Here is a 26,084-nt window from a genome sequence, read left to right as displayed (position 1 = left end):
TTGAACACTTATTATATTAGTGGCTTATAGCCTCGACCGCTTTGGGGTCGTGCTTGTGCTTAAAAAGAATGGCAAACGCTATGGCAATAACAAGGGAATAAACAGCAAAGGCAAGCCATATATTATGCCAGTCTTTCATCATTATAGCGTTGCTGAAGGTGCCATTATCTGCTAATGATATCTTCTGGTCTTTTACAAATTCTAAAAGTTTAGTATTCGTTTCTTCTGTTTCAAGAAAGTTCGCTAATGAAGCTGTATCAGTAAACGATTTTGTAAAATACCTGTCTATCATCCACCCCGATGTGAAACTGCCTATAATCGCTCCAAAACCGTTTGTCATCATCATGAAAAGCCCCTGTGCCGACGAACGTATTTTAGCAGGTGTTGTTGTTTCCACAAATAAAGAACCTGATATATTGAAAAAATCGAATGCCATACCATAAACTATGCAGGATAGTATTATCATCCATAGCCCGTCTGCCGGGTTACTGTAGGCAAATAAGCCAAACCTTAGCACCCACGCCAGCATACTGATAAGCATTACCTGCTTAATACCAAAACGCCTTAAAAAGAATGGTATTGCTAGGATGAACAGGGTTTCTGAAACCTGAGATATGGACATGATTATGGTACTGTATTCTACCACAAAAGATTCTGCATATTTAGGGAAAAATTTAAATTCGTCCAGAAAAACATCACCATAGGCATTTGTCAGCTGTAAAGCTGCCCCCAGAAACATAGAAAAGATAAAGAACAGCGCAATTTTATACACACTGAACAGCCTGAAGGCTTCAAGCCCCAGCGCTTCAAACCATGAGGCATTGGCTTTGGTATTTTGTGGCTCGCATTTTGGTAGGGTAAAAGAATACAGCCCAAGTGCAACAGCCGCAATACCGGCAATATAAAACTGATATGCACTTGCCTTATTTCCTGTAAGGTTTGTTATCCACATGGCTGCTATAAAGCCTATCGTACCCCATACTCGTATAGGCGGAAACGCCTTTACAACATCATAGCTATTGTTTTTTAGCGCTGTATAGGATATTGAGTTGCTAAGTGCTATAGTAGGCATGTAGAAACACATGGCAGCCAGCATTACATATACAAAAGTACCGGGATCTGTAACCTGGGGTATATAAAAAAGTACCGCAGCATATAAAATGTGCAGTACCCCATATAATTTTTCGGCATTTATCCAACGGTCAGCTACAATACCTGTTATAGTAGGCATAAACACAGATGCTATACCCATAGTGCCGAAAACAAGACCAAACTGGGTACCATCCCAATCTTTAGTACCAAACCAGTAGTTTGCAATAGTTATAAGCCAGGCTCCCCATACAAAGAACTGGAAGAAGCTCATGGCTACCAGGCGGTTTTTAATGCCCATACAAAGAAAAATTAAGTTAACATTTTATTAACGGTGGTAAAACTATTAATAAAATCTGAAATTCAAAGAATTCAGCCGTTAAAGTTAAACAGCGTTTTGTACCAGTTGCATTACTTTTTCAAACTGCTCCTCTATGCTGAGTTTAGAGTTGTCTATCTCTATTGCATCGGCAGCCTTAACAAGCGGTGAGTCCTGCCTGTTACAGTCTATATAATCGCGCTCCTGCACGTTTTTAAGTACTTCTTCATAACTCGCCTTATCCCCTTTTTCCTGAAGCTCTAAATAACGGCGTTTTGCCCTTGTTTCCGGACTTGCTGTCATAAAAAGCTTAAGTTCGGCATCGGGAAAAACAACCGTGCCAATATCCCTGCCATCCATAACCACGCCTTTGCCTGCACCCATTTGCTGCTGTTGCTTTACAAGCATGGCACGCACTTCTGATAATTCAGCTACACGGCTCACTTTGTTAGACACCGCAAGTGTGCGTATCATTTTCTCAACGTTATGCTCATTGATGTACATTTCGGCAAAGCCCTTTTCAGGACTAAAAAGAAATTGCAGGCTTATATGCGGCAGGTCGTTAATAAGTGCCTGTTTATCAAAATGCTCATCGGTAATATAGCCCTTGTCCATGGCATAATACGTTACAGCACGGTACATAGCGCCGGTATCTACATAGGCGTACCCCAAGTGACGTGCTAATTGTTTTGCAAGCGTACTTTTTCCGGTAGAGGAAAAACCATCAATGGCAATGGTAATTTTTTTATCCAAAACTGCTGTTTTTATTGCAGGTTAACGGTTAACCCGAACAAGCTGGTATTGGCTGCCAGCGTATAACGGGAATATGAATAATCAAAGCGCAATTTATTAAATCTTAACCCTAATCCTACCGAAATTCCTGAAAAATTACGCTGCTCCTCAATACGCAGTTCTTCTCCCCTCCTGAAGTTGTAACCCACCCTGAGATTAAAGCTTTTACCGGGAAAAAGCTCGGCACCCAGTATCACGTGGCGAAGTGCATTGTTAAAAAAAGATACTTTTTCTTCCTGTACCCCCCCGTCTATGCCCTGTTCAGCGCGGTTAGGGTTAGAAAATGCTATATTCCACTGTTGCAGGTTCTCTAAAGTAATATGCCAGCGAACAGGGACATTTTCTACTTCCTGAGATATACCTGCAATAATTTCCAGCGGCAAGGATTCCTGCTGCCCTGCATAGGTAGTAAACTGCATACCCACATTACGTATGGCAAGCGCGATATTTATGTCATTATCCTCATCAATATAAATAGCGCCAATATCTATAGCGCCCCCAAGGGAATTATAACTTTCCAACGTAGATGATATTAGCTTGGCGTTTGCGCCCACATAAATATCTGTCCAGGGTATATTGTAGGCATAGCCGAAAGATAAAGCTATTTCACTCCCGGTAAAATCGCCCGTAAGCAGGCCGGCTTCATCACGCCCTTCAAAAGTACCGTAGTTTACATAATTAACCCCTGCATGAAAAGTCTGAACGTGCCTGTCGTAGGTATAAGCGTAGGCTGCAGTACCATAAGTAACTTCACCAAAATAACTGCCGTAATTTGCAGAAAGATGGTTATCCATCTCGGCATTTATGGTTGCAGGATTAAAAAGCCCCTGATTTACATCATAATCATAAAGGGTGATTATTTTACCGCCCAGGGCTGCCTGGCGCGGAGAGGTAACAAGGTTTAAAAACTGATAGGTGTGCCTGCCCCCTATCTGGCTGAAAGACAAAGCACTTATAAACAATAAAATATAAAGAAACCGGTTTTTAAACATTGCCTGTTACATACGTTTGGTGCATACTATAACGCGGTTGCGAAGATATTATTTTTTAAATAAAAAAACGGCTAATAAATTTAGCCGTTTTTAAATTGCAAGTATATAAACTTTATAATGTCTTTGCCTTTTTTACCTTTTGGTCGGTAATTGCATGTTTAATAACATCTTCCATATATTTCACATAATGGAAGGTAAGCCCGTCCAGATACTCCTGCTTTATTTCCTCTACATCGCGCCTGTTCTCTTCACAAAGTATAATTTCTTTTACATTGGCCCGTTTGGCGGCAAGTATTTTTTCTTTTATACCCCCTACCGGCAGCACTCTTCCGCGCAGGGTAATTTCGCCCGTCATGGCAAGGTGTTTTTTAACCCTTTTTTGTGTGAATGATGACACAAGAGATGTAAGCATTGCCACACCTGCACTCGGGCCATCTTTTGGGGTTGCGCCTTCCGGCACGTGTATATGTACGTTATAATTGCCAATTATCTCAGGGCTTATACCTAATAACTCAGAATTAGCTTTTATATATTCCAGCGCTATGGTAGCCGATTCTTTCATAACCGCACCAAGGTTACCTGTCATTGTCATATTACCTTTTCCCTTAGAAAGGATAGACTCTATAAACAATATGTCTCCGCCAACGCTTGTCCACGCAAGGCCTGTTACCACGCCCGCAACCTCATTATTCTCATACTTGTCGCGCTCCATTTTAGGTGCTCCCAGTATTTCAGTAATGTCTTCGTCGGTAACTTTTACATTATACTGCTCTTCCATTACCACACATTTGGCGATATGGCGTATCAGTTTTGCAATTTGCTTTTCAAGCCCGCGCACACCCGACTCGCGTGTGTAGCCCATAACAATCTTTTCGAGCTGCTTTTTACCTACCACAACCTCTTTAGGCGTAAGTCCGTGTTCTTTTATCTGTTTTGGCAAAAGGTGTTTTCTGGCTATTTCTACTTTTTCTTCGATAGTGTAACCGGTCATGTTTATAATTTCCATCCTGTCGCGAAGGGCAGGCTGTATGGTAGCCATATTATTTGAAGTAGCTATAAACATAACTTTAGAAAGGTCATACCCCAACTCGAGGAAGTTATCATAAAACTCTTTGTTCTGCTCTGGGTCTAAAACCTCAAGCAAAGCCGAAGAAGGGTCTCCATTATGGCTTGCAGATAGCTTATCAATTTCATCCAATACAAAAACAGGGTTAGATGTCCCGGCTTTTTTTATGCTTTGGATGATGCGCCCCGGCATTGCACCGATATAGGTTTTCCTGTGTCCGCGAATTTCTGCCTCGTCACGAAGGCCTCCTAACGAAATCCTGATATACTCCCTGCCAAGTGCCTCTGCAACCGATTTACCAATTGAGGTCTTACCTACCCCCGGAGGTCCGTAAAGGCACAATATAGGCGATTTCATATCGTTGCGCAGCTTTAATACCGCAAGATATTCCAGTATCCGCCTTTTTACATCATCAAGCCCGTAATGGTCTCGGTGCAATATCTTCTCTGCCTTCTTAAGGTCGAATTTATCTTTAGAGAAATGATTCCACGGCAGGTCGAGCATCAGCTCAAGGTAGTTGCGCTGCGTTGCAAACTCTGCCACCTGCGGGTTCATGCGTTGTAGCTTGGCAAGTTCCTTTTCAAAATGGCTTTTAGTTTTTTCATTCCATTTCTTCGCCTTGCCTTTCTGGCGCATTTCCTCAATTTCCTGGTCATGGCTTACACCGCCAAGCTCTTCCTGTATGGTTTTCATCTGCTGGTGCAGGAAGTACTCACGCTGCTGTTGGTCGAGATCAAAACGTACTTTACTCTGGATATCATTCTTGAGCGCCAGTTTCTGCAACTCAAGGTTCATATACCTAAGCGTTTCCAGTGCCCTTTCTTTAAGACTGTTTATAACAAGTAACCCCTGCTTTTCAGCAACGGTAAGGTTCATGTTGCTCGAAACAAAATTTACAAGAAAAGACTCGCTCTCTATATTTTTGATAGCGAAAGTAGCCTCTGTAGGAATATTAGGGCTTTCCTTTATTATTTGTATGGCAAGCTCTTTAATAGATTCTATAATGGTTGTAAATTCAACATCACCTTTTTCGGGGCGGGTTTCACTTACTTCTTTTATAGTAGCCATAAGGTAAGGCTGCTCTGATGTTACCTCATCTATTTCAAATCGTTTCTTACCCTGAAGTATAACAGTGGTGTTGCCATCAGGCATTTTAAGGACCCTTAAAATGCGCGCAACCGTACCTACGGTATGTATATCGGCCGGAGAAGGTTCTTCAATACTTTCATCCTTTTGTGCAACCACACCAATAATTTTACCGCCTGAATTAGCGTCATTAATCAGCTTGATAGATTTGTCCCTTCCGGCTGTTATCGGTATTACCACACCCGGAAACAGCACCATATTGCGTAACGGCAAGATTGGCAAGGCGCCGGGCAGTACTTCATTATTCATTTCTTCTTCGTCCTCCGGGGTCATCAGCGGAATAAGTTCCGCATCTGTATCAAGTTCCTGGAGTGACAAACTGTCAATATTCAATATTTTTTGATTAGACATCTTATATATAAGTCATTTTGTCATTAAACAATAAAACAAACTGCATCTAATTAAGTAACGCATAATTTATAAATGCATTATTATCAGTAGGTAAAACCTGTTTAAAGCAGTTTATGTATCGTAATAGGGCAATGATTATGCCAACGAAAAAGCCCCGCTATCGCGGGGCTCAGATATTATTTAATAGAATATTACAGTTCTACATTAAATTCGCCTGTAACCTCTATCGTTTCATCATCAAAATTGGTACCTGTAAAACTGAATGTACCAGTTATAAATCCATCAGAATTATTGGTAATTGTTAGTGAACCCTCATCAAAAGGATATGCATCAGATAAGTTTTGGTAGGCAATCATAGTTGCCGAAGCGCTGCCAAACTGGTAAGTGCCCGGTGTGATATCAGCATCTACAAGCATCTGAATTGCTTCACCGCTTAGTAATAAACCTATTATCTGTAAATTATCACCTGTCGGTGCAGCCTGTATATTTGTAAAATCTTTTTCAACGCCATCTACAACGGCTGTAAAGTACTCATCGTCCGGGTTTGTAACCGGTGTAGGGCTGCCTGTATAAGGCACATCGGTAAATGTACCGCCTGTTAGTACTACAGGCTCCATTTCCTCACCCGGCATGTTCCAATAAACAGTACCGCTGAAAGTACCTGAAACCGTTTTGTTCACAGTATCAATATCTGTTATGATTATGCTTCCGTTGTAATTGTTGCCCGGCTCTGCATTTATATCTATATTGGTATAGAATGACTGCTCTGAGATATTAGGAATATACATTATAGATGCCTGCTGGTTTGTATAAGTACCCTCCTGGCTGCCAAGGGCTGTTAAAGATACAACGCTGCCAGTGGTGCTGGTGCTTCCGCCGCTGATGTTTAGTACACCCTGTTCAAAAGCTGCCTGTGCAACAGAAGCTGTAAACTGTTGTCCGTCTATATTTACCTGGAAAGAACCACCCTCTGGGTTGTTATTATTTTCCTCCCAGTTATCCAGAAACACAGGATCTACAGGTTCAGAATCACAGGATATAATGCCAAATGTTGCAAATAATATCAATAAAGCTGATAAGATTTTAGTATTTTTCATAACAGTTATTAATTTTTAATCCCCAAATATAAAGTAATAATTTTAAAATGCTAAGATTTTTTTAAGACTCTTCGCAGCAGGAAAATACCGGCCACAAAAAATACGGTAAGGAATATAACCGAATAGCGCATGCTGCCAAAAACCTGGTCTATTGCGCCATACAACAGCATACCGATAACAATACCTATCTTTTCTGTAACATCATAAAAACTGAAAAAGGATGCAGTGTCTTTGGTTTCGGGCAAAAATTTTGAATATGTAGAACGGGAAAGCGACTGTATTCCCCCCATTACAAGCCCTACAAATGCAGCAGTAATGTAAAAATGTATGGGCAACGTAAGGAAAAAGGCACAAACGCAAATTACAGCCCATATACTATTGATAATTATAAGTGTTTTAATGTTTCCGTAAGTTTTAGAAAGCCTTGATGTTATTACAGCACCACCCACAGCAACAATCTGTATCAGTAATATACTTATAATTAGTCCCATTTGTTTGGCGCTGCCTTCGCCCCACGCAATTTCTTCGGCGCCAAAGTAAGTGGCTACCAACATAACGGTTTGTACCGCCATACTGTAAACAAAAAATGCTCCTAAATATCGTTTTAATGTTAGGTTTTGCTTTAGCTGGCTCCATACTTTTTGAAGCTCCCTGAAACCGTTAAGCATAACATCTGTGGTAACTTTATTTTTGCGGGTGCCTTTTGGAAGATAATAATAAGTGTACTGGCTAAATAAAATCCACCATATACCTACTGAAACAAAAGACCAGCGCATTGCTTTAACAGCGGCAGGCTCTACTGGTGAATCTTCAAGCCCGAAAACATCCGGGAACATTACCATTGCAAGGTTGAAAACAAGCAGGAAAACGCTACCGATATACCCCATTGAGTAACCTTTGGCACTAACAGCATCCTGTTGCTCAGGGTATGCAATGTCCGGCAGGTATGAATTATAAAAAACAAGGCTGCCCCAAAAGCCCACGAGCCCAAAGAAATAGCATACTAAACTCCAGTATATATTTTCAAGGCTAAACCAGTAAAGCCCTATACACGAAAACGAGCCGAGGTAACAAAAGAGCTTAAGGAATATCTTTTTATTACCGGAATAATCTGCGATACCAGACAACAACGGCGATATAAATGCGACAAACAAAAAAGCAAAAGCAGTAGTAAAGCTTATTAAAGCGGTACCTTTTACTGACGTACCAAAAACGCTTACATCTGTCTCGCCCTCATTAAAAAGTGCATTATAAAAAATAGGGAAAACTGCTGAAGCAATTACAAGGCTATATACAGAATTAGCCCAATCATAAAAAGCCCATGCGTTTAAAAGTTTCTTACTCCCTTTTTCCGGTTGCTGCATATCGGTTTGGTTTTAAGGCAATAAAAAAGCTGCCCGTTAAGGACAGCTAATATATGTATAAAAATTATATGCAGGTTTTGGTTACATAAATTTAAAACTTAACACCAAACTTGGCTGCTGCAGCTTTAGCGTCAGGAATCTGGCTTTTGATATTACGTATCCTTGTGCTGCTTGACGGGTGCGTGCTTAAAAACTCCGGTGGAGCGCCTCCGCCTGAATTAGCTTCCATACGCTGCCAAAATGCTATAGCATTTTCAGGATTATAGCCTGCAATAGCCATTAGTATAAGTCCGGCCTCGTCGGCTTCGTTTTCGTGTTTTCTGCTAAATGGCAGCATTGCGCCAAACTGTGTGGTAATACCATATGCCTGCTGGTACAACTGCTGCGCTGTTTCGCTTTTACCCGATGTAGCCGCGGCTACACCTACTGCACCAAGTTCCTGTATGGTGCCTGCGCTCATACGCTGCCCTCCGTGATTTAAAAGTGCGTGTGCCACTTCGTGCCCCATTACCGTTGCAAGCCCTGCCTCATTCTGAGCTATGGGCATTATACCGGTATATACTACTATTTTGCCACCGGGCATACACCATGCATTTACTGCAGGGTCCTGCACCAGCTTATATTCCCACTGGTAACCTTCTAACGACTGTGACAGCCCTTTTGATTTAAAGTAGGCTTCGGCGGCATTCTTTATCTTTTGCCCAACTTTTGTTACCATAGCAGCCTCCTGCGTGCCGGAAACTACTTTATTTTCCTGCAGGAACTGATCATACTGCTGAAAAGCAACAGGAAACAGTTCGGCATTAGACACAAAATTAAGGTTTTTCTCACCGGTAAAAGGATTTGTAGAACAGGCACTTACCAGCACAAACAATATCCCTGTAAGTATTAGCACACTTTTTCTCATAGGTTATTTATTAAATTACATTCAAATTTACTAAATACCTTTAATATGTAATTCAGAAAAATCCTTAATAACCGTTAAACTATTGTGAATATTTAATTGTAAGTCTTCTAGCGAAACCACCTCGTTATCAACCTCTACCGATTTAATTTCAAAAGGCAGCCCTATAAGATTAATCTTAAAGCGGCTGTAAGGGGTTATGTACTTACCTTCTTTATGCTGGCGTATTACGATTTCCTTTTCTTTTCCTGTAAAGGTAAAAGTGCGGAGGCTGTATCGCCCTTTGGTATAATCATATCCATCCTGAGCATCTTCAAATACTTTAGATACTTCTTTACCGTCTTTGTAGTAAGCATCAAGCGTGAGCTCATCAAATTGTAATTCGCCCACATACTGCTGCACCGGATATTTAGGTATTACAGCACCGGCTTTTACAAAAATTGGTATCTGGTCGAAGCTTACATCTACCCACATTTCTTTCCCACCCGATACAAGTTCATTGTTCCAGTAATTATACCAGCTACCGCGTGGCACATACATCCTGCGCCCTACAGCGTTCGGCTCTAATATTGGGCAAACCAGTATCTGGTTACCAAAAATAAATTCGTCTGTACGATAATGTGTCTGCGCATCCTCCTGGTCAAAATAAACCAGGGGCTTAAGCATTGGTATGCCTTCATCAATATATTGCCAGAACATAGTGTACAGGTAAGGCAGCAACTGGTAGCGCAGCTCTATAAATTTGCGGGTTACATTTATAACTTCTTCATCAAATGCCCACGGCTCCTGGTCGCCATGATGGCCCGATGAGTGCGTGCGGCAAAACGGGTGAAACACCCCAAGCTGAATCCACCTTGCGTAAAGTTCTCCTGTAGGCTGCTCGGCAAAACCGCCGATATCACTGCCTGTAAAGCCCATACCGCTAAGGCTCATGCGCTGCACCTGAACGTTAGCCACCCAAAGGTGCTCCCAAGTTGCAACGTTATCGCCTGTCCATGACGATGTATATCGCTGTGCACCCGAATAAGCAGAACGTGTTATGATAAAAGGCCTCTTAGGATAAGAAAAACGTTTGACACCTTCATAAGTGGCACGCGCCATCTGTGTGCCATATATATTATGGGCTTTGCGGTGGCTGCATGGGTACCCGTCATAATCGTGCCTTACATCCAGTGGGAATGTTTTGGTTGGCACTTCCATAACAGCAGGCTCGTTCATATCATTCCACACACCCTTAACACCTATTTCTGCTATCAACTCTTTAAACAGCCCTGCCCACCATTCGCGTACAGCAGGGTTAGTATAATCCGGGAAGTTACATTCGCCCGGCCATACTTTGCCTTTCATGTAAGGGCCATCGGCACGCTTACAGAAATAATCGTTAGCTATTGCCTCATTATATACCCAGTAGTCTTTATCTATCTTTATGCCCGGGTCTATAATAACAATGGTTTTAAAGCCATCCTGTGCCAGCTCATCAACCATTCGTTTCGGTTCGGGGAAATAATCTTTGTTCCATGTAAAGCAACGGAAACCTTCCATATAATCTATATCAAGGTAAATAGCATCACATGGTATTTTAAGCTCCCTGAATTTTGATGTTATTTCTTTTACCTTGCTTTCAGGGTAATAGCTCCATTTGCACTGATGATAGCCCAACGCCCAAAGTGGCGGTAGTTCAGGCTTGCCGGTAAGGTCGGTGTAAGATGTTACCACTTCCTGCATCTGCGGCCCGTAAAAGAAATAATAATTCATTTCGCCGCCATCTGCCCAAAAACTGGCGACATTACGGCGTTCCTGGCAAAAATCAAAAAAGCTTCGGAAGGTATTATCGAAGAAAACGCCGTAGGCAATTTTTCCTTTAAGCCCTATGTAAAACGGCACTGACTTATATAACGGTTCCTGGTCTTTCTGAAAAGCATACTGGTCAGTAGCCCAGTTTTCAAGTCTTTTACCTTTTAGGTTAAGGTGCGTTGCTTTATCGCCAAGCCCGTAAAAATTTTCACCGTCAGGAGAGAGCTTACTCATTTTTACGATATTTCCGCCATATTCATACGTTTCTTCCCAGTGGAAACCCTGCTCGTCTTCAAGCAGTACATTACCTTCAAGATCGGTTATTTTAGAACGGAGATCTTTACGGTTTATGTAAACAAGCAACTTGCTGGTTGTAACTTTATAAAAATCTTCTTCTTCGGTAAGTTCGAAATGGTTAAAACCTCTTGAGTGGTTTTCATCAATGGCATACGAAAAATCATCGTTAAAATAGCCTTTGGTAGTAAACCTAAAACGGATAAGGCTGTCGCGAAAAACCGTTAGCTTTAAAATTACATCATTAGATGTATAAAAATATACGCTGTCAACTTCTTTTTTAAAATCGGTAACCTGTAACGGGTACTGGTCTCCTTTATGTTCGAGTTCGGTATTTGTAATCATGGAGTAATATTATGTACAAAATCTTCAAATTTATAAAGTTACATCCATGTTACGCATACAGCATCTATATATTTTTAACGAAAACGTTGGCGTGTTAATAAAATTTATTTTAATTACCCAGCCATTCCCTGAAAGCATTGACACGCTCGCGGCTTACTATAACCTCATCTTCGGTATAAGTAGGCAATATCACCTTTAGGCGTGAATTGGTATAAACCAATATATCTTTCACCGCATCTACGTTGATGATATGTTTGCGGCTTACCCTGTAAAAGCGTGCAGGGTCAAGCTCTGCCTCCAGTTGTTCAAGTGTGGTTTCAAGCAGGTAATCCCTGTTATCGGTTGTATGGATATACGTACCTTTATTTTCACTGAAAAAACATTCGGCATCGTCTGTATTTATCATTTTAAGGTGCTGCCCCATCTTTATTGCAAAACGTTTTTTATAGCTTTTTTCTATTGGGTTTACGAGCATCTTCTTTATTTCTTCGAAATCAAGCGAAAGGTTTTGCTGCTGCGGGCGGTGCTGCCTGTACTTATCAATGGCAGAGGCGAGTTCGTCTTCATCAATAGGTTTCAGCAGGTAATCTATGCTGTTGAGTTTAAATGCGCGCAGTGCATATTCATCATAAGCCGTTGTAAAAATTACTGCGCTATCAATAGTAACATTTTCAAATATTTCAAACGACAACCCGTCTGAAAGCTGTATGTCGAGGAATATAAGGTCAGGATGCGTATTGGCGGAAAACCATTCTACAGCCTCTTCTACCGAATGCAGCATTACCTGTGCCTGTACATCCAGTTTCTGTAATTTGCGCTGCAAAAGCCTTGCCGCAGGTTTTTCGTCTTCTATAATAATAACATTCATGTTTATAATTGGTAAAGTTAGTTGTGTTTTTAAATCAGTGGTTAGTGTTGTTTCTTGCTTTGCGCTCTTCTTCCTGCTGCATAAGCTGGCGTATTTTGCGTTCTTCCCAGTTATTACCTAAAAAGACTGCAGGCCCAAATGTACCTATACCATGAAGCAAAAGGCCAAATCCCCAAGAAAGCCGTGCTGAATGCCCCGAAGGTAAAAAAGCTTTCTCCCTCAGCAAGATTGGCATAATGCAACAGCAATAAAAAACTGTTTACAAGAATGTAAGCCATCAGGTGCATATAAAACCCTTTAATGTTACGAACCCTTTTACTGGCACGGTCGTAACGAATCTGTTCATCTAAATTATTTTCCATCTTACCTGAATTTTGAACGTTGTTGTTTTTCTTCTTCCAGAAATTTTTTCAGCTTTTTTTCTTCCCATTCCCTGCTCATAAACGGCATATAGCCGAATGCGGCAAGGCCGTGTATCAGTAGCCCGCTGCCCCACCCTATCATAGAAAACAGGAACCAGTAGTACTGCGGGGTGTAGTACAGGTTAAAAAATATAAGTATAGGGATTACAATGCAATAACACATCAGGTTAACGTAAAAGCCTTTAATGTCTTTTACCTTTTTGCGTGCACGCTCATAAGCGAGCTTATTGTTGTTTGCCTCCATAATTATTTCCATTTGTTTTGTTCCTGTTCCATATACTGCCTTATCTTGCGGTCTTCCCAGTCTTTACCCAAAAAAGGCAGGAAGTTAAATACGCTCATTCCGTGTACGGCAAGCCCTACACCCCAGCCCAGTGCAGGGTATATAAACCACAAACTGCCGGGAGATGTTATAAGGTTAATAATAGTAAGGCCAATGTTCACTAAAATATATGAGCTTAAATGCCCGTAAAAACTTTTGATTTCTTCTACTTTTTTCTGCGCTTTAAAATAGCTGCTTTCTGTTTCTTCAAATACCGATATTTCCATAATGGCTACTTGTTCTGTTAATATTGGTAGTTTTACCGTAAAATATTTTTCTGTCTGTTCTATTACCACCTGCCTTTTGGTGATTATGGCATAGCGGCTTATAATGTTTTGAAGGCCTACGCCTCGCCTGTCCTGCAATACTTCCTTCTTCCTGAAATCATTCTGCACAACCAGGTATCCCTTTTCCATAAAAATTTTTATATGAAGCGGTTTTTGCTGGCTCACAATATTGTGTTTTATAGTATTCTCTAAAAGCAGTTGCAGCGATAAGGGCACTACCCAGGCACTGCTATCAGGAACATTATCAGGCATTTCAAAATGAATGCTGTTTTCGAACCTCATTTTAAGCAAATTCATGTATGTTTTTGCAAAAGTGAGTTCCTCCTGCACACTAACCAGTTCTTTATCGCGCTGCTCCAGCACGTAGCGGTACACTTTAGATAATGAAGTTGTAAACCGCTGCGCACTGTCGGGGTCTTCCTCTATAAGTGAGCTTAGCACATTAAGGCTGTTAAAGAGGAAGTGCGGGTCTATCTGGTTCTTTAATGTTTCAAACTTTGCAGAGGCCGTGCCGGCAATAATCTTTTCCTGCTTAACCCTGTTTTCCTGGTACTTTCTGTAAAAATGAAATGCATGTACAGCAATACTGATAATCAGCGTGATTATCATGGCAACGTAATAGTTGGAAAGCTTTTCTTCCTCAAAAAACTGTCGCAAGGTTTCTCCTTCCATCACTACATCTTCAAAAATGCGCAACAGGAAAATTACCGCAAGCGAAACTACAAAAGAACATACAAACCCGGTTACTACACGCAGTAAAGGCATTTTACCGGGAGGGAATATCTTTGCCATTGCCCCAAACACCAGGCTGTTGGCAGCATATAGTGACAGGGTATAAAGCATTGTGTATAAAAACTTTGTGAACAGGATAAAATCCCACACGAGCTCCTGCCCCGATGCAACAGCAATTATTGCCAGTACCACAAAGATGATAACCCCAAGCCCAAATGCCCTTAAAAACTGTTTTACTGTTGCGTTAACCATAGCTCATGTTATTTATTACATTCTTCCAGCTTTTGCTGTGCCCTGTCCTGCCCCCAGTTAGGGTGAAAAGGTGTTTCAGGCTTAAAGTTAGCAAAAAGTTCTGCGGCGCGGGCAATTTCGGCACACATGGGTGCAGTATCATTACCAAAATAAGCAGCCGCGCCCATATCAAATTCTGCTTTACAAAACACCACGCGCGGGTTATTAGGTGCTATTTTAATGGCTTTTGCATACAAGCCGTTTACCTTTGCTGACAGCTTCATGCCGTTAGTCATAGGGTCATAAGCTATCCATGCAGTGTGTATCATCGCCTGCATTACCAGCAGTTCGGCATTATCGGGTGCAATCATCATAGCTTTATCCTGTGCCTCCTGTGCTTTGGCAAGCAGCGCAGGTACTGTTTTCTTGTCTTGTGCACGAAAAGCCTCTGTAGTATTAACAAGCGCCACATAATATGACGGAAGCCAGTTTTGCGGTTCGGCGGAAGCAATACGTTCAAACACAGCCGATGCTTCAGCAGGTTTATCTTCGGTCCACAAAGCGAATGCTTTTTGCATTCCTGTTTCAAATTGAGATTGTGCCATAGCAGCCCCACAGGCAAGTACTAATAAGTAGGTGACAAATTTTTTCATGATTTATGATTTAGAGGTTGTTGATTATTTACATGACAAAGTTGCGGCATAACGTACTGCCGTAAAAATGTAAATTACCCAACTGTAGAATTTAGAGGATGAATTGTAAGTTATTTAAGTAACTTTGACGCTCTAAAAAAATAGTTATGAAAAAATGGGTGCGCAATGGCCTTTTATGGGGAGTGGCGCTATATGTTTTAACCATAATTGCGCTGCCGATGCTGGACGGCGAAAAACTCAGCTACTATAAAATTATAATGGGTGTACCCCTTTGGATAGCTGCGGGATTGGCAATGGGTTATTTATTTGGTAATAAAGGTATCGCTAAGAGGAAAAGCAGGAGGTAACTTATTTGAAAGAAGGATTTTCTATTTCGTACCATACAGCCATTTCGCTGCCATTACTGCTTTTAAGATAATCAGATTCGAAGGTAGAAATATAGCGCAGCCCTGCTTTTTCCAAAGCCCTGCGCGATGCTTTATTATCAGCATCGGCATAGGCACATATCTTTTCAGCTTTTAATACATTAAATCCGTAATCTACAAACGCTATTGCCGATTCTGTAGCATAACCCTTACCCCAAAACTGTGGTAACAACCTGTAGCCAATATCATAAAAGGTTTCATGCCCGTTAACATTACGCTCCAGCTTTAAGCCTACCCAGCCTATAAATTCATTAGTTTCTTTAAGTATGGCAGCCATGCGCCCTACTCCGTTATCTATATACTGCTGCCTTACATAATCTATAACTTTGCGGGTCTCCTCTATAGACTGTATAGGATTTTTACCCAGGTAAAGATGTACTTCAGGATTGTTATCCATAGCAAACATAGCTTCGGCATCTTCAGGCAGAAGCTCACGGTAATACAGGCGTTCCGATTCAAAAGGTGCTATAAGCATCACTATTATATTTCAGCAAGAATATCTTTTGCCCGTTGGGCATCGTTATCATTTACATAGAGTTCAACAGCCTGGCCTATCGGGCTTAATCCAACCATTGCACCCGACTGTATATTATTTTTGGTAATTACTGCGATACCTGACTCCTCCAGCTTGTTCTTCGCTGAAAGCGCCATTACCTCGCTACCTGAAAATACTTTTACCATGGTTGGTTATTTAATCGGTTTCTTCATCAAACTCTTCGTCGTCCATTTCAAAAAACAGTGGCTCAACCATTAACCTGTCGGCGAAAAACTCCACTCTTTCTGTTATAATATCAGTGAAAAATATTCGCTGTGTTTTAGATATACTGTTGCTTAACCTTGTCAGCTTAGGTTCAAGCCTTACCTTAAGCATTGCTTCCAGGTCATCAACAATAAACATTTTTAACTGGTTAACATCATAACCTGCAGAGCCAAACATTTCATTAAGCCTGTTTGGTGTGCCGACAAGCACATCTATGCCTACCGAAATCTGGTTTTTGTCATAATCGATATCACCCTGCTCATACACGCCATATACACGCAAATTGGTATAGCTGCCATACTGCCTGAACATTTCCTGCATTTCCTGCACTCGGGCTTTATCCTGCACTACTATAAGCGCACGCGGCGACTGCTCAAAAGCCTTTTCAAGCTTTTGTATTACATTAATTACTATTGCTGTGGTTTTGCCGCCGCCATCGGGTGCAGCCACAACACAGTCGGCACCACTTTTTATAGTACCGAAAGTTTCTTTTTGCAACTCTGTAGGCTCTGTAAGCCCTGCTTCTTCAAGAGCCTTTTGCAGGCCGGGATTTATTTTTTTTAGAAATGGTTTATCCAATTATTATGAATTTTAAACTTAAAGTATATGATTAAAGATTATTTACTTGCAAAAAGTTTTACATCTGTTTCAGATATTTCTGCACCGCCTAATATAATAAGGCGTTCTACCACGTTGCGAAGTTCCCTTATATTACCTGTCCAGTCATACTCCTGCAACAGCTTAACGGCATCGTCTGTAAACTTTTTTTGTGCTGTTCCCTGTTCCGCAGAAATTTTTTCTGCAAAATGGTTTACCAGTAACGGTATATCATCGCGCCTGTCATTAAGTGCAGGCACTTTTATCAATATTACCGCAAGGCGGTGGTAAAGGTCTTCCCTGAAACGGCCTTCCTCAATTTCTTTTTTGAGATCTTTGTTGGTTGCTGCTACTACGCGCACATCCACCTTAATATCTTTTTCGGCTCCCACACGCTGAATCATATTCTCCTGAAGGGCACGCAACACCTTTGCCTGTGCCGGAAGGCTCATATCGCCTATTTCATCCAGGAAAATAGTGCCTTTATCTGCCGCTTCAAACTTACCTGCCCTGTCTTTTACAGCACTTGTAAACGCACCCTTAACATGCCCGAAAAGCTCACTTTCTATCAGCTCGCTGGGTATAGCGGCACAGTTAACCTCTATAAAAGGTGCAGCAGCGCGTTCGCTCTTTTCGTGCAGCCAGTGTGCCACAAGCTCTTTACCGGTACCATTTGGGCCTGTAATGAGCACGCGTGCATCTGTAGGAGCTACTTTTTCTATAATATCTTTTATATGGCCTATAGCGCTGCTGTTACCTACCATTTCATAATTCTTGCTGACTTTCTTTTTCAGCATTTTGTTTTCAGTAACCAGCGTTTTGCGGTCAAGCGCATTCCTTACCGTGTTGAGCAGGCGGTTAAGGTCTGGTGGTTTCGATATATAGTCATAAGCACCCAAACGCATGGTTTGTATGGCAGTCTCTAAATCACCATGCCCCGAAATCATTACCATCGGGGTTTCCGGTTTTATCTTTTTAACTGCCTCCAGAACCTCAACGCCATCCATCTTGGGCATTTTTATATCGCAAAGTACAAGGTCATAATCTTCGTTCTTTATCTTCTCAAGGCCTGCCAGTCCGTCTTCTGCTTCCTCAACAGTATAAGTATTGCTTTCCTCTGTAAGGATTTTACCGAGTACACGGCGTATAGCGGCTTCGTCTTCTATAATTAGTATCTTAGGCATTTAGGTACTGATTTAATTTTGTATTCAGATGTATTACTAACTTCTAAGTTATGGCTTAAAATAAATGCCAACAACTTTCTATTTATTTTTTAACTTATTTTAGAACCTGTTTAGTACTTAAGCCACTTAAACATTTCTTTATATGTTGGTTTCTTGCCATACATTAATATACCGATACGGTATATTTTGGCAGCAAACCACACTACTGCAAAGAAAGTTATAAAGAGTATGGCTACTGAAACCAGCAGTTCCCAAAGCGGTACACCAAATGGTATGCGCATCAGCATTACTATTGGCGAGGTAAGCGGTATCATACTGAAAACAGTGGCAACAGTGCCGTGAGGGTCGCTTATTACTGTAAAGAAACCTACATATACCCCAAGCATAAGCGGCATAATAATAGGCAGCAGGAACTGCTGCGAATCGGTTTCACTATCTACAGCCGCGCCTATGGCAGCATACAAAGAGCTGTACAGAAAATACCCACCTATAAAATAAATAATGAAAGAGAAAAAGATGGTTAGCAATGGTAGTTTCCATATTTCGCTAAGGTAAAGCTGTATGCCATCCATTGCCTCTTTAGAGGCTTCGGCAGCCTGCGGCTGTGCGGCTGCACCCACCTGAACGCCAAATAAAGAACTCAATAAAAATATAAGCCCAAGCCCCAATATTACCCATATAATAAACTGTAATATACCTGCTAACGATGTGCCTATGATTTTACCCATCATCAGTTTAAATGGCTTTACAGAAGAGATTATAATCTCGATAATACGGTTGGTTTTTTCTTCTATAACGCTGCGCATTACCATATTGCCGTATATGATTACGAACATCATGATAAGGTAACCGGATATACCGCCAATAATTATTTTTATGATACTGGCTTCCTTAAACGTTTCCTCTCCCGAAAATTTGCTCAGGTGTATTTTAGAACTGGCTTTTGCCTGCTCTATCTTATCATAATCAAAACCCAGTTCTTTCAGGTTATTGCGTGTCAGCTTATTATCTACCACATCTTCTATGGTTGCTACAAAGTCAAGGTTGGGCGAATCGTTGGAAATGTATTCAACTGTAGTGGCAAGCTGAGACAGGCTGTCTGTTGCAGGTACATAAATTAATCCTTCATACGATTCACTTTCAGACACTTCTTTTTTAGCCACATCTAAAGGCATAGCTGAGAGGTCTGTATATTTTACATTCTTGCCGTCTTTAAAATCTGATTTAAGCAAACCTGCCGAATCATGTATGGCTACCTGGTTTACCTGGTCGCTGTTAAGCGTGGCAAGGTAACCCACCAGTGCACCCATAGCCACAATGAGCAACGGACTGAGAAACGTCATTACTATAAACGACTTATTACGCACCTTTGCGTTAAACTCTCTTTTTATTATAAGGGAAAGGCTCATAGTTTACTGGCTTACGGTTTTAATGAATATATCGTTAACGCTTGGTATCTTCTCTACAAAATAGGTTACATTACCATGTTGCAACAGGTATTGCAGCAAATCGCGCGAATTGCCGCCGTCCGGCAGCTTAACCTCCAGCTTCAGCTCGTCATCAAGGGTTTTAAAGCTTGCCTGGCGGGTTTCATATTTAAGATTGATATCCGCAAGCAGCGCCTGCAGGTTATACGGAATTATGCCTACTTCAAACGTATTGCTACGGTACTGGCGCTTGACATCGTGCAGCCTGCCTTCTATCAGCTTGTTCGATTTATGAATAAGCGCAATATGGTCGCACATATCTTCTACACTCTCCATGCGGTGTGTAGAGAAGATTACGGTTGTGCCTTTATCACGCAGCTCCAATATTTCGTCTTTTATGATGTTGGCATTTACAGGGTCGAACCCGCTAAAAGGCTCATCCAATATCAGCAGCTTTGGGCGGTGCAGCACAGTAACCACAAATTGTATTTTTTGGGCCATACCTTTACTTAGCTCCTGAATCTTTTTGTTCCACCAGCCTTCTATTTCCAGTTTTTTAAACCAGTATTCCAGTTGTGTTTTCGCCTCGGTTTTACTAAGGCCTTTAAGCTGTGCAAGGTATAATGCCTGCTCCCCTACCTTCATCGATTTGTAAAGCCCGCGCTCTTCGGGCATATAGCCAATATGGCTAATGTGCGAGGGGTTTAGCCGCTCACCATCAAGCCACACTTCGCCACTGTCGGGCATGGTTATCTGGTTGATTATACGTATAAGAGATGTTTTTCCGGCACCGTTGGGGCCAAGCAGCCCATATATACTGCCTTTGGGCACTTGTAAGGAAACATTGTTAAGTGCAGTATAATTGCCATATTGCTTAACAACGTTATTAACTTGTAAAATGGATTCCATTATTTGGCTTGTGTTTGCAGATGTAAATATAATGATTAATGTGTGGCTGTAAAATGTTTTACAGCTATGCGGTCTGTTTATGCTTCTTGTCCGCAGGTATAGGAAAAACTACCTTAAATTATGTATAGTAGTTCAGGTAATCATTAGTAATAATGGCAATTACATTAATGTTGCAGCCATTTTAATACTGATCTGATAAGAAGTCCGGTGTAAGAAACAAAATAATTATGAAAAATAGTTGCTATTACTACAATACAAATTATTCTCCACAGTATTCCTAAAGGTTTAAATTTTTCTTTTGTTAACTGGTAGTAAATTATGGTAGGGAAGAGAAAAGCGACAATTATGTGAAGAATTGTCATTGCATAATACATATTAATACTTGTAGCTTCCGGTTCTATGATACTTATAAGGTTAATTATCTGCTGCCAAAATACCACTACCGCAGCTACTATAATATGTTCAAAAAAATTATATTTCATCCTCCTGAAGAACAGGAACCCAAGTGAAGCATATATGGGTATAAATGTAAGATAGGTGGCCTTATAATGAAAGCTATCCTGGTGTGTACCCATCCAAGACTCTACAAAAAATATTACCGCAAACATGAGCAGCAACAGGTAAAAAATATTATAGTACTGCACACGCTTGCCCTCTATGTACTCTTTTGCCATGTAGCCGGGGCGTATAAATAAAGCTTTAAGGGTATAAAGCATACCCCTGTCAAGGTGCCACACCCCATGTATAAGATCGTGCATTAAAAAATGTTTTGCGGTAATCCGGTGAGTATTTGCTTTCTGACCGCAAGCAAAACAAAATCTACCGGCAAGTTCAGTTCCGCAATTAAGGCAATTGTTGTGTTGCATAGCTGATTACAGTTTTTCCAAATATAAAAAAACCCACCCTTATTTGCACAAGGATGGGAAAAATTGCTATGAAAAAGAAAAATCCACTAGTTAACTAGTGGATTCAAATTTAAAAAATTATCTTAAATTATGAAAACATATCTTTAACTTTTTCAAAAAAAGATTTATCCGACTTTTCCGGGTGCGGAACAAAGTTTTCATCTGTAAGTGATTTCTCAAAAAACTGGCGCTGTTCGCGGGATAATGTTTTGGGTGTCCATACGTTAACATGCACTAAAAGGTCGCCGCTGCCATAGCTGTTTATGCTTGGTACGCCTTTGCCTTTAAGCCTTAATATCTTACCCGACTGTATACCTTCTTCCAGCTTTATGCGTACTTTACCGTTAACGGTTTCAATATCTTTACTGGTGCCAAGTGCAGCCTCGGCAAAACTTATGTACAGATCAAGATGAAGGTTTTCGCCTTCTCGCTTAAGTGTTTCGTGCTCAACTTCTTCTATTACTACAATAAGGTCGCCCGGTATGCTGTTGCCGCCCGGGGCATCATTACCCTTACCGGAAACTTTTAATTGCATACCGTCTGCCACACCCGCAGGTATTTTTATAGATACTGCATCATCAGCCATAACCATACCCTGAGCATCAGCCTGTGGCGGCTTGCTTTCAATAATCTGTCCGCTGCCCCCGCACACATGGCAGGTGCTTGCCGTTTGCATACGACCAAGTATGGTATTGGTTATTTTCATTACCTGGCCGCTGCCGTTACAGGTAGAGCAGGTTTTATAGCTAACGCCCGGTGCCTGCACCTTGCGTTTTACTTTTATTTTCTTTTCTACACCGTTTGCAATTTCTTCCAGTGTAAGCTTTACTTTAATACGCAGGTTGCTGCCTTTAACACGGCGCTGGCCGCCACCGCCGCCAAAGCCTCCGAAACCGCCAAAGCCTCCGCCAAAAGCACTGCCGAATATATCGCCAAACTGGCTGAATATGTCATCCATATTCATACCGCCACCGCCGCCAAAGCCACCATTTTTAAAAGCAGCATGGCCGTACTGGTCGTAACGGGCTTTTTTATCAGGGTCGCTTAGTACCTCATAGGCTTCTGCAGCAAGCTTAAAGTTTTCTTCAGCCTCTTTATTACCCGGGTTTTTATCAGGGTGAAATTCGATGGCTTTTTTACGGTAAGCCTTTTTTATCTGCTCTGCACTTGCACTTTTGTCTATGCCCAGTATTTCGTAATAATCTTTCTTCATTGCTTTTTAAGGTTTCTTCAATCTCCTTATTAGTTGCCTAACACAACCTTAGGGAAACGTATTATTTTATCACCAAGCTTATATCCTTTCTCCACCACATCTACAATTTTGCCTTTAAGCTCGTCTGCCGGGGCAGGTATCTGTGTTATTGCCTCTGCAAAATCTGCATTAAAATCATCTCCTGCCTTTAGCTCTACCTGCTCCAGTCCTTTAGATTTTAAGGTGTCCCTGAACTTATTGTGTATAAGCTCTACACCTTTAAGCAGTGCTTCATCTTCAGTTTTGGCAATTTGTGCCATAGCCCTGTCAAAATCATCAAGTACAGGCAGTAACGCAAGCAAAACTTCCTGATTGGCAGTCTTAAAAAGCTCTACACGCTCTTTAGATGTCCTTTTCTTATAGTTCTCAAATTCTGCAAACAGGCGTAAAAATTTATCTTTTTCAGCAGCAAGCTCTTCTTTTAGTTTCTGTTCGGGGCTAAGTTCTTCTGCCGAAGGTATAGCCGCTTCATTTTCATTTTCAACAACTTCCTGCTCCTGCTGTATATTTTCTTGGTTTAAATCTTTCTCTTTGTTTTCAGAATTTTCCTGGCTCATATTTCTAAATATTTTCTTGAACATTTACTGTAAAATTGTCTGACATTGAAATGCAAAAGTATTGCCAAAAAAAATAAAATGTCAAATTGTCACAGGCTTATTTTGTAACTTTAGTACAATAACCAATGTAGCTGAATTTAACTATGACTGTAAGGCAATTTTACCTGCTGCCCTTTTTTGTGCTTGCAACACTGATTTCGTGCAAAAACGAAGGCGATGCCCCCGAAGCCGAAATTGCAGAGCCTGTGGAAGCAAAAACCATTCCGCCGGCCTCGCAAAAATATATAACCGATACTTTGGCTTCTGTAATAGAATGGACCGGCTCTAAGCCCACAGGTACTCATAGTGGTACCATTAGCCTGCAAAAAGGGGATATCTTTGTAAAAAACGATTCGCTGGAAAGCGGGAGCTTTATACTGGATATGGCAACCATTACTGTAACCGATCCTAAAGAAGGCAAAGAAAGGATTGACCTTGAAAATCACCTGAAAGGATTAAAGGAAGGTAATGCCGACCATTTTTTTAATATTAAAAAATATCCTACGGGTACTTTTGAAATTACTGGAATAAAAATAAAGGACAGCCTTAATATGATTGAGGGTAACCTGACCCTGAAAGATATTACCAAGAATATTACCTTTCCGGCTAAAGTGGCTGTAACTCCTGATAGTGTAAATATTGAAAGTGAGGAATTTACAATAAACAGGACATTATGGAATATAAATTATTCGTCTAAAAGTGTTTTTGAAAACCTGGGCGATAAGTATATAAATGATGATATAAAGCTGAAAGTTAAAGTAAAGGCGAAGAAAAAATAAGAATTACTAACAGTAATTCAATTAAGGCGTTAAAGCAATTACTTCTTTAACGCCTCTTTTATAGCTTTTTCTAAAGAAAGGTATTTAAATTGGTAACCATCGCCAATTATTTTACGGGCGCTAACATTCTGGCTGCTTAGTAAAATCTGGTGCATTTCGCCTAAAACCGCTTCAAGCATAAACTTGGGCACATTAGGCATAAAAAATGGCATATTTAGTACTTTGGCAACAGTTTTCATAAGCGTTGCATTGGTAACAGGATATGGCGCAACTGCATTATATACACCGTCAAGTTCATGCGTAAGTATATAATAGTAAATACCTACCAGGTCCTGAATATGTATCCACGACTGCATTTGCTTACCCGTGCCAAGCGGAGAGCCAACACCCATTTTTACCGGCTTAGCCATTTCTGTAAGTGCGCCCCCGTTACCCGAAAGCACAATGCCTGTCCTTACTTTGGCGACTTTAATATCCAGCCTTTTTATCTGATCTACAGCTTCTTCCCACTTTTTTACCACATTGCCTAAAAATGAGTTATCCGTTTCAGTACTCTCTTCAGAATATACTTTTTCCTTACTGTCGGGATAGATACCAATAGCCGATGCAGATATAAACTGTCTTACCTTATTAGGCTTGTTTTTTAGCAGGCTGTACAGCACATTGGTAGAAAGTATACGGCTTTCCAGTATTTCCTGTTTGTAAGCCTTAGTCCACCTTTTAGATACCGAAGCCCCTGCAAGGTGAATAATGGCATCTACATCATCAATACAGTTCTCATCTATATTGCCATTGTCAGGATTCCAGTAGAAACCGCTGTAACGCTGCTCGCTTTGCAGTTTATCTTCCGAAGTGGTCAGGTAATTTATATACACACCATTTTTAAGCAGGAGCGAAACAAGTTCATTGCCAATCAGCCCGGTGGCTCCCGTTACTAACACTCTCATGATTCCTATTTTTAACAAATATAGACGTAACCCTGATATACAAGCTATAATTAAAAGTTAAATAAACAAGCCTTTAACTATTGTTTTAGAAAGTTGATGTAAATTATTTGGCTTTGATTGTCCATTCAAATTCCATTACAGAAACAGTATCGCCACTTTCATCTTTACCCTGTGCAGTCATCCATACAGTTTGCCCCTCTCCCGTTGCAACAGCCTTAGCAATTACCTGCTCCGCCATATCACCCTGCATGCAACTGAACGTTATCCGGCCTTTGGCTTTTTTGCTGAATGTAGCTTTATTATTGGCAACCAGCATTGATATTTTTTTACCGCTCCGGTTTATATGATACATCATTAAAGCTCCTGTAGTCAGTTCGGCCGCCATGGCCTGCACTGCAAAATACATAGAGTTAAATGGGTTTTGGTTGAACCATTTATGCTTTACTGTAGCGGTACATGCCTTCCCGCTTATCTGCTTAACACGGACTCCGCACCAATAAGCAGAAGGTAATTTAAAGAATAAGAATGTATTTAGATTAGAAGGTGTAAACTGCATAATAGCCTAATTTTAAACGAATATACTCATAATTTATGTAACAAACCACATTATCTCAATTTGTTAAAATTTTGTTAAATATTAGTACTTTGTATTGCATAATACCTTTTTACAAACATATATTTGCATAAAATATTAATAGCTAATAACCTGTACTATGATAACAACAGCCGACAAGAATGCATCCATACTGCTTCAGATAAGCACCTTTACGCAGTATTTCTTTCCATTGGGAAACTATATATTCCCTGTATTGATATGGAGCATGAAAAGAAAAGAATCAGAGTTTATAGATAAGAACGGCAGGTCTGCCATTAACTTTCAGCTTAGCCTGCTGGTTTACTTTGTGGGTATACTGCTAATTGCCTTACCAATATTATTGTATAGCATATTTAACAACACCAGCTTTATATTAAGCAATAACTGTAACTGGATTGCAGAAGAATTTACAGCCGGTAAAATAACTACTATAGTAATTATAAGTGTTGTTACACTTTTATTATTTGCCGCACTTAAAGTGATAGAATTTTGCCTCGTTATTTATGCTGCGGTAAAAAACAGCAACGGCGAAGTTTACAAATATCCGCTAACCATAAATTTTATAAAATAATCAGCCAACGCTCGTAAGGGCAAAATCAATCATCAATCATCATCAATCAATCATCAATTAAAAAACGGA

At 40.7% G+C, this 26,084-nt stretch carries 26 protein-coding genes and 1 pseudogene; 3 read left to right on the top strand and 24 right to left on the bottom strand.

Features of this window, described 5'->3' with window-relative positions:
* Positions 1 to 16 precede the first annotated feature (16 nt).
* The 13 genes and pseudogenes from KJK34_RS03025 to KJK34_RS02965 all read right to left on the bottom strand — a co-directional run bounded on the left by KJK34_RS03025 (position 17) and on the right by KJK34_RS02965 (position 15,068).
* On the bottom strand, positions 17 to 1,390 hold the full coding sequence (locus tag KJK34_RS03025) for a nucleoside permease (RefSeq protein WP_223052383.1): 1,374 nt from the start codon (positions 1,388 to 1,390) through the stop codon (positions 17 to 19).
* An 84-nt stretch (positions 1,391 to 1,474) separates the two neighbouring features.
* Complete coding sequence (gene cmk, locus KJK34_RS03020; RefSeq protein WP_223052382.1) at positions 1,475 to 2,161, bottom strand: (d)CMP kinase; 687 nt, start codon at positions 2,159 to 2,161, stop codon at positions 1,475 to 1,477.
* A gap of 11 nt (positions 2,162 to 2,172) precedes the next feature.
* Positions 2,173 to 3,192 (bottom strand): type IX secretion system protein PorQ, encoded by a 1,020-nt coding sequence (gene porQ, locus KJK34_RS03015; protein ID WP_223052381.1) that lies wholly within the window; start codon positions 3,190 to 3,192, stop codon positions 2,173 to 2,175.
* 112 nt (positions 3,193 to 3,304) lie between these two features.
* Complete coding sequence (lon, locus tag KJK34_RS03010) at positions 3,305 to 5,755, bottom strand: endopeptidase La (protein ID WP_223052380.1); 2,451 nt, start codon at positions 5,753 to 5,755, stop codon at positions 3,305 to 3,307.
* Between the two features lie 191 nt (positions 5,756 to 5,946).
* Positions 5,947 to 6,852 (bottom strand): DUF6252 domain-containing protein, encoded by a 906-nt coding sequence (locus KJK34_RS03005; RefSeq protein WP_223052379.1) that lies wholly within the window; start codon positions 6,850 to 6,852, stop codon positions 5,947 to 5,949.
* Positions 6,853 to 6,902: 50 nt separating this feature from the next.
* The gene (locus KJK34_RS03000) at positions 6,903 to 8,216 is read right to left on the bottom strand and encodes an MFS transporter (protein WP_223052378.1); all 1,314 of its coding nucleotides are present in this window, start codon (positions 8,214 to 8,216) and stop codon (positions 6,903 to 6,905) included.
* A gap of 91 nt (positions 8,217 to 8,307) precedes the next feature.
* Positions 8,308 to 9,123, bottom strand: coding sequence for a M48 family metallopeptidase (locus KJK34_RS02995; RefSeq protein ID WP_223052377.1), 816 nt, complete (start codon positions 9,121 to 9,123; stop codon positions 8,308 to 8,310).
* Between the two features lie 30 nt (positions 9,124 to 9,153).
* Complete coding sequence (locus tag KJK34_RS02990) at positions 9,154 to 11,553, bottom strand: glycoside hydrolase family 31 protein (protein ID WP_223052376.1); 2,400 nt, start codon at positions 11,551 to 11,553, stop codon at positions 9,154 to 9,156.
* Positions 11,554 to 11,662: 109 nt separating this feature from the next.
* On the bottom strand, positions 11,663 to 12,421 hold the full coding sequence (locus tag KJK34_RS02985; protein WP_223052375.1) for a LytR/AlgR family response regulator transcription factor: 759 nt from the start codon (positions 12,419 to 12,421) through the stop codon (positions 11,663 to 11,665).
* Between the two features lie 34 nt (positions 12,422 to 12,455).
* A pseudogene (locus tag KJK34_RS02980) lies at positions 12,456 to 12,699 on the bottom strand (2TM domain-containing protein).
* 85 nt (positions 12,700 to 12,784) lie between these two features.
* Positions 12,785 to 13,099: a 2TM domain-containing protein gene (locus tag KJK34_RS02975; RefSeq protein ID WP_236937570.1), complete on the bottom strand. Its 315-nt coding sequence runs from the start codon at positions 13,097 to 13,099 to the stop codon at positions 12,785 to 12,787.
* The gene (locus KJK34_RS02970; RefSeq protein ID WP_223052374.1) at positions 13,090 to 14,436 is read right to left on the bottom strand and encodes a 2TM domain-containing protein; all 1,347 of its coding nucleotides are present in this window, start codon (positions 14,434 to 14,436) and stop codon (positions 13,090 to 13,092) included. The genes KJK34_RS02975 and KJK34_RS02970 overlap by 10 nt, the downstream gene beginning before the upstream one ends.
* An 8-nt stretch (positions 14,437 to 14,444) precedes the next feature.
* The gene (locus KJK34_RS02965) at positions 14,445 to 15,068 is read right to left on the bottom strand and encodes a hypothetical protein (RefSeq protein ID WP_223052373.1); all 624 of its coding nucleotides are present in this window, start codon (positions 15,066 to 15,068) and stop codon (positions 14,445 to 14,447) included.
* Between the two features lie 146 nt (positions 15,069 to 15,214).
* Between KJK34_RS02965 and KJK34_RS02960 the strand changes: the two genes are divergently transcribed.
* Positions 15,215 to 15,415: a hypothetical protein gene (locus KJK34_RS02960; protein WP_223052372.1), complete on the top strand. Its 201-nt coding sequence runs from the start codon at positions 15,215 to 15,217 to the stop codon at positions 15,413 to 15,415.
* Between the two features lies 1 nt (position 15,416).
* Here the strand turns inward: KJK34_RS02960 and KJK34_RS02955 are convergent, their stop codons facing one another.
* The 9 genes from KJK34_RS02955 to KJK34_RS02915 form a co-directional block, all read right to left on the bottom strand.
* Positions 15,417 to 15,968 (bottom strand): GNAT family N-acetyltransferase, encoded by a 552-nt coding sequence (locus tag KJK34_RS02955; protein ID WP_223052371.1) that lies wholly within the window; start codon positions 15,966 to 15,968, stop codon positions 15,417 to 15,419.
* Positions 15,969 to 15,973: 5 nt separating this feature from the next.
* Entirely contained in the window at positions 15,974 to 16,174 is a 201-nt protein-coding gene (locus KJK34_RS02950; RefSeq protein WP_223052370.1) for a putative signal transducing protein, read from the bottom strand.
* 10 nt (positions 16,175 to 16,184) lie between these two features.
* The gene (locus KJK34_RS02945; RefSeq protein ID WP_223052369.1) at positions 16,185 to 16,832 is read right to left on the bottom strand and encodes a DEAD/DEAH box helicase; all 648 of its coding nucleotides are present in this window, start codon (positions 16,830 to 16,832) and stop codon (positions 16,185 to 16,187) included.
* A 38-nt stretch (positions 16,833 to 16,870) separates the two neighbouring features.
* Entirely contained in the window at positions 16,871 to 18,034 is a 1,164-nt protein-coding gene (locus tag KJK34_RS02940) for a sigma-54-dependent transcriptional regulator (protein ID WP_223052368.1), read from the bottom strand.
* A gap of 110 nt (positions 18,035 to 18,144) precedes the next feature.
* The gene (locus KJK34_RS02935; RefSeq protein ID WP_223052367.1) at positions 18,145 to 19,443 is read right to left on the bottom strand and encodes an ABC transporter permease; all 1,299 of its coding nucleotides are present in this window, start codon (positions 19,441 to 19,443) and stop codon (positions 18,145 to 18,147) included.
* A 3-nt stretch (positions 19,444 to 19,446) separates the two neighbouring features.
* Positions 19,447 to 20,370, bottom strand: a complete 924-nt coding sequence (locus KJK34_RS02930; protein WP_223052366.1) for an ABC transporter ATP-binding protein — start codon at positions 20,368 to 20,370, stop codon at positions 19,447 to 19,449.
* Between the two features lie 164 nt (positions 20,371 to 20,534).
* Positions 20,535 to 21,128 (bottom strand): DUF3667 domain-containing protein, encoded by a 594-nt coding sequence (locus tag KJK34_RS02925; RefSeq protein ID WP_223052365.1) that lies wholly within the window; start codon positions 21,126 to 21,128, stop codon positions 20,535 to 20,537.
* A 235-nt stretch (positions 21,129 to 21,363) separates the two neighbouring features.
* Entirely contained in the window at positions 21,364 to 22,488 is a 1,125-nt protein-coding gene (gene dnaJ / locus KJK34_RS02920) for a molecular chaperone DnaJ (RefSeq protein WP_223052364.1), read from the bottom strand.
* 29 nt (positions 22,489 to 22,517) lie between these two features.
* The gene (locus KJK34_RS02915; protein WP_223052363.1) at positions 22,518 to 23,108 is read right to left on the bottom strand and encodes a nucleotide exchange factor GrpE; all 591 of its coding nucleotides are present in this window, start codon (positions 23,106 to 23,108) and stop codon (positions 22,518 to 22,520) included.
* Between the two features lie 119 nt (positions 23,109 to 23,227).
* On the opposite strand from KJK34_RS02915, the gene KJK34_RS02910 reads away from it, so the two are divergent.
* Positions 23,228 to 23,902, top strand: coding sequence for a YceI family protein (locus tag KJK34_RS02910; RefSeq protein WP_223052362.1), 675 nt, complete (start codon positions 23,228 to 23,230; stop codon positions 23,900 to 23,902).
* 38 nt (positions 23,903 to 23,940) lie between these two features.
* Here KJK34_RS02910 and KJK34_RS02905 read toward each other — a convergent pair whose 3' ends face one another.
* Together KJK34_RS02905 and KJK34_RS02900 are read right to left on the bottom strand one after the other, a co-directional pair.
* Entirely contained in the window at positions 23,941 to 24,849 is a 909-nt protein-coding gene (locus tag KJK34_RS02905) for a TIGR01777 family oxidoreductase (RefSeq protein ID WP_223052361.1), read from the bottom strand.
* Between the two features lie 103 nt (positions 24,850 to 24,952).
* Complete coding sequence (locus KJK34_RS02900; protein ID WP_223052360.1) at positions 24,953 to 25,405, bottom strand: DUF4442 domain-containing protein; 453 nt, start codon at positions 25,403 to 25,405, stop codon at positions 24,953 to 24,955.
* A 157-nt stretch (positions 25,406 to 25,562) separates the two neighbouring features.
* On the opposite strand from KJK34_RS02900, the gene KJK34_RS02895 reads away from it, so the two are divergent.
* A complete protein-coding gene (locus KJK34_RS02895; protein ID WP_223052359.1) occupies positions 25,563 to 26,015 on the top strand; it encodes a DUF4870 domain-containing protein in 453 nt (150 codons plus the stop codon).
* Positions 26,016 to 26,084: the final 69 nt, after the last annotated feature.

The organism is Flavobacterium coralii (genome assembly GCF_019891545.1).
In the GTDB taxonomy this organism is placed as follows: Bacteria; Bacteroidota; Bacteroidia; order Flavobacteriales; family Flavobacteriaceae; genus Flavobacterium; species Flavobacterium coralii.
Note: the sequence above shows the minus strand (reverse complement) of the source record. Positions and strands in the feature narration are given on the sequence as shown.

Coding starts and splice junctions, on each gene's coding strand:
- KJK34_RS03025 (WP_223052383.1), bottom strand. CDS start 1,390: ATGGGCATTAAAAACCGCCTGGTAGCCATGAGCTTCTTCCAGTTCTTT.
- porQ (WP_223052381.1), bottom strand. CDS start 3,192: ATGTTTAAAAACCGGTTTCTTTATATTTTATTGTTTATAAGTGCTTTG.
- lon (WP_223052380.1), bottom strand. CDS start 5,755: ATGTCTAATCAAAAAATATTGAATATTGACAGTTTGTCACTCCAGGAA.
- KJK34_RS03005 (WP_223052379.1), bottom strand. CDS start 6,852: ATGAAAAATACTAAAATCTTATCAGCTTTATTGATATTATTTGCAACA.
- KJK34_RS03000 (WP_223052378.1), bottom strand. CDS start 8,216: ATGCAGCAACCGGAAAAAGGGAGTAAGAAACTTTTAAACGCATGGGCT.
- KJK34_RS02995 (WP_223052377.1), bottom strand. CDS start 9,123: ATGAGAAAAAGTGTGCTAATACTTACAGGGATATTGTTTGTGCTGGTA.
- KJK34_RS02990 (WP_223052376.1), bottom strand. CDS start 11,553: ATGATTACAAATACCGAACTCGAACATAAAGGAGACCAGTACCCGTTA.
- KJK34_RS02985 (WP_223052375.1), bottom strand. CDS start 12,421: ATGAATGTTATTATTATAGAAGACGAAAAACCTGCGGCAAGGCTTTTG.
- KJK34_RS02975 (WP_236937570.1), bottom strand. CDS start 13,099: ATGGAAATAATTATGGAGGCAAACAACAATAAGCTCGCTTATGAGCGT.
- KJK34_RS02970 (WP_223052374.1), bottom strand. CDS start 14,436: ATGGTTAACGCAACAGTAAAACAGTTTTTAAGGGCATTTGGGCTTGGG.
- KJK34_RS02965 (WP_223052373.1), bottom strand. CDS start 15,068: ATGAAAAAATTTGTCACCTACTTATTAGTACTTGCCTGTGGGGCTGCT.
- KJK34_RS02960 (WP_223052372.1), top strand. CDS start 15,215: ATGAAAAAATGGGTGCGCAATGGCCTTTTATGGGGAGTGGCGCTATAT.
- KJK34_RS02955 (WP_223052371.1), bottom strand. CDS start 15,968: ATGCTTATAGCACCTTTTGAATCGGAACGCCTGTATTACCGTGAGCTT.
- KJK34_RS02950 (WP_223052370.1), bottom strand. CDS start 16,174: ATGGTAAAAGTATTTTCAGGTAGCGAGGTAATGGCGCTTTCAGCGAAG.
- KJK34_RS02940 (WP_223052368.1), bottom strand. CDS start 18,034: ATGCCTAAGATACTAATTATAGAAGACGAAGCCGCTATACGCCGTGTA.
- KJK34_RS02935 (WP_223052367.1), bottom strand. CDS start 19,443: ATGAGCCTTTCCCTTATAATAAAAAGAGAGTTTAACGCAAAGGTGCGT.
- KJK34_RS02930 (WP_223052366.1), bottom strand. CDS start 20,370: ATGGAATCCATTTTACAAGTTAATAACGTTGTTAAGCAATATGGCAAT.
- KJK34_RS02925 (WP_223052365.1), bottom strand. CDS start 21,128: ATGCACGATCTTATACATGGGGTGTGGCACCTTGACAGGGGTATGCTT.
- dnaJ (WP_223052364.1), bottom strand. CDS start 22,488: ATGAAGAAAGATTATTACGAAATACTGGGCATAGACAAAAGTGCAAGT.
- KJK34_RS02915 (WP_223052363.1), bottom strand. CDS start 23,108: ATGTTCAAGAAAATATTTAGAAATATGAGCCAGGAAAATTCTGAAAAC.
- KJK34_RS02910 (WP_223052362.1), top strand. CDS start 23,228: ATGACTGTAAGGCAATTTTACCTGCTGCCCTTTTTTGTGCTTGCAACA.
- KJK34_RS02905 (WP_223052361.1), bottom strand. CDS start 24,849: ATGAGAGTGTTAGTAACGGGAGCCACCGGGCTGATTGGCAATGAACTT.
- KJK34_RS02900 (WP_223052360.1), bottom strand. CDS start 25,405: ATGCAGTTTACACCTTCTAATCTAAATACATTCTTATTCTTTAAATTA.
- KJK34_RS02895 (WP_223052359.1), top strand. CDS start 25,563: ATGATAACAACAGCCGACAAGAATGCATCCATACTGCTTCAGATAAGC.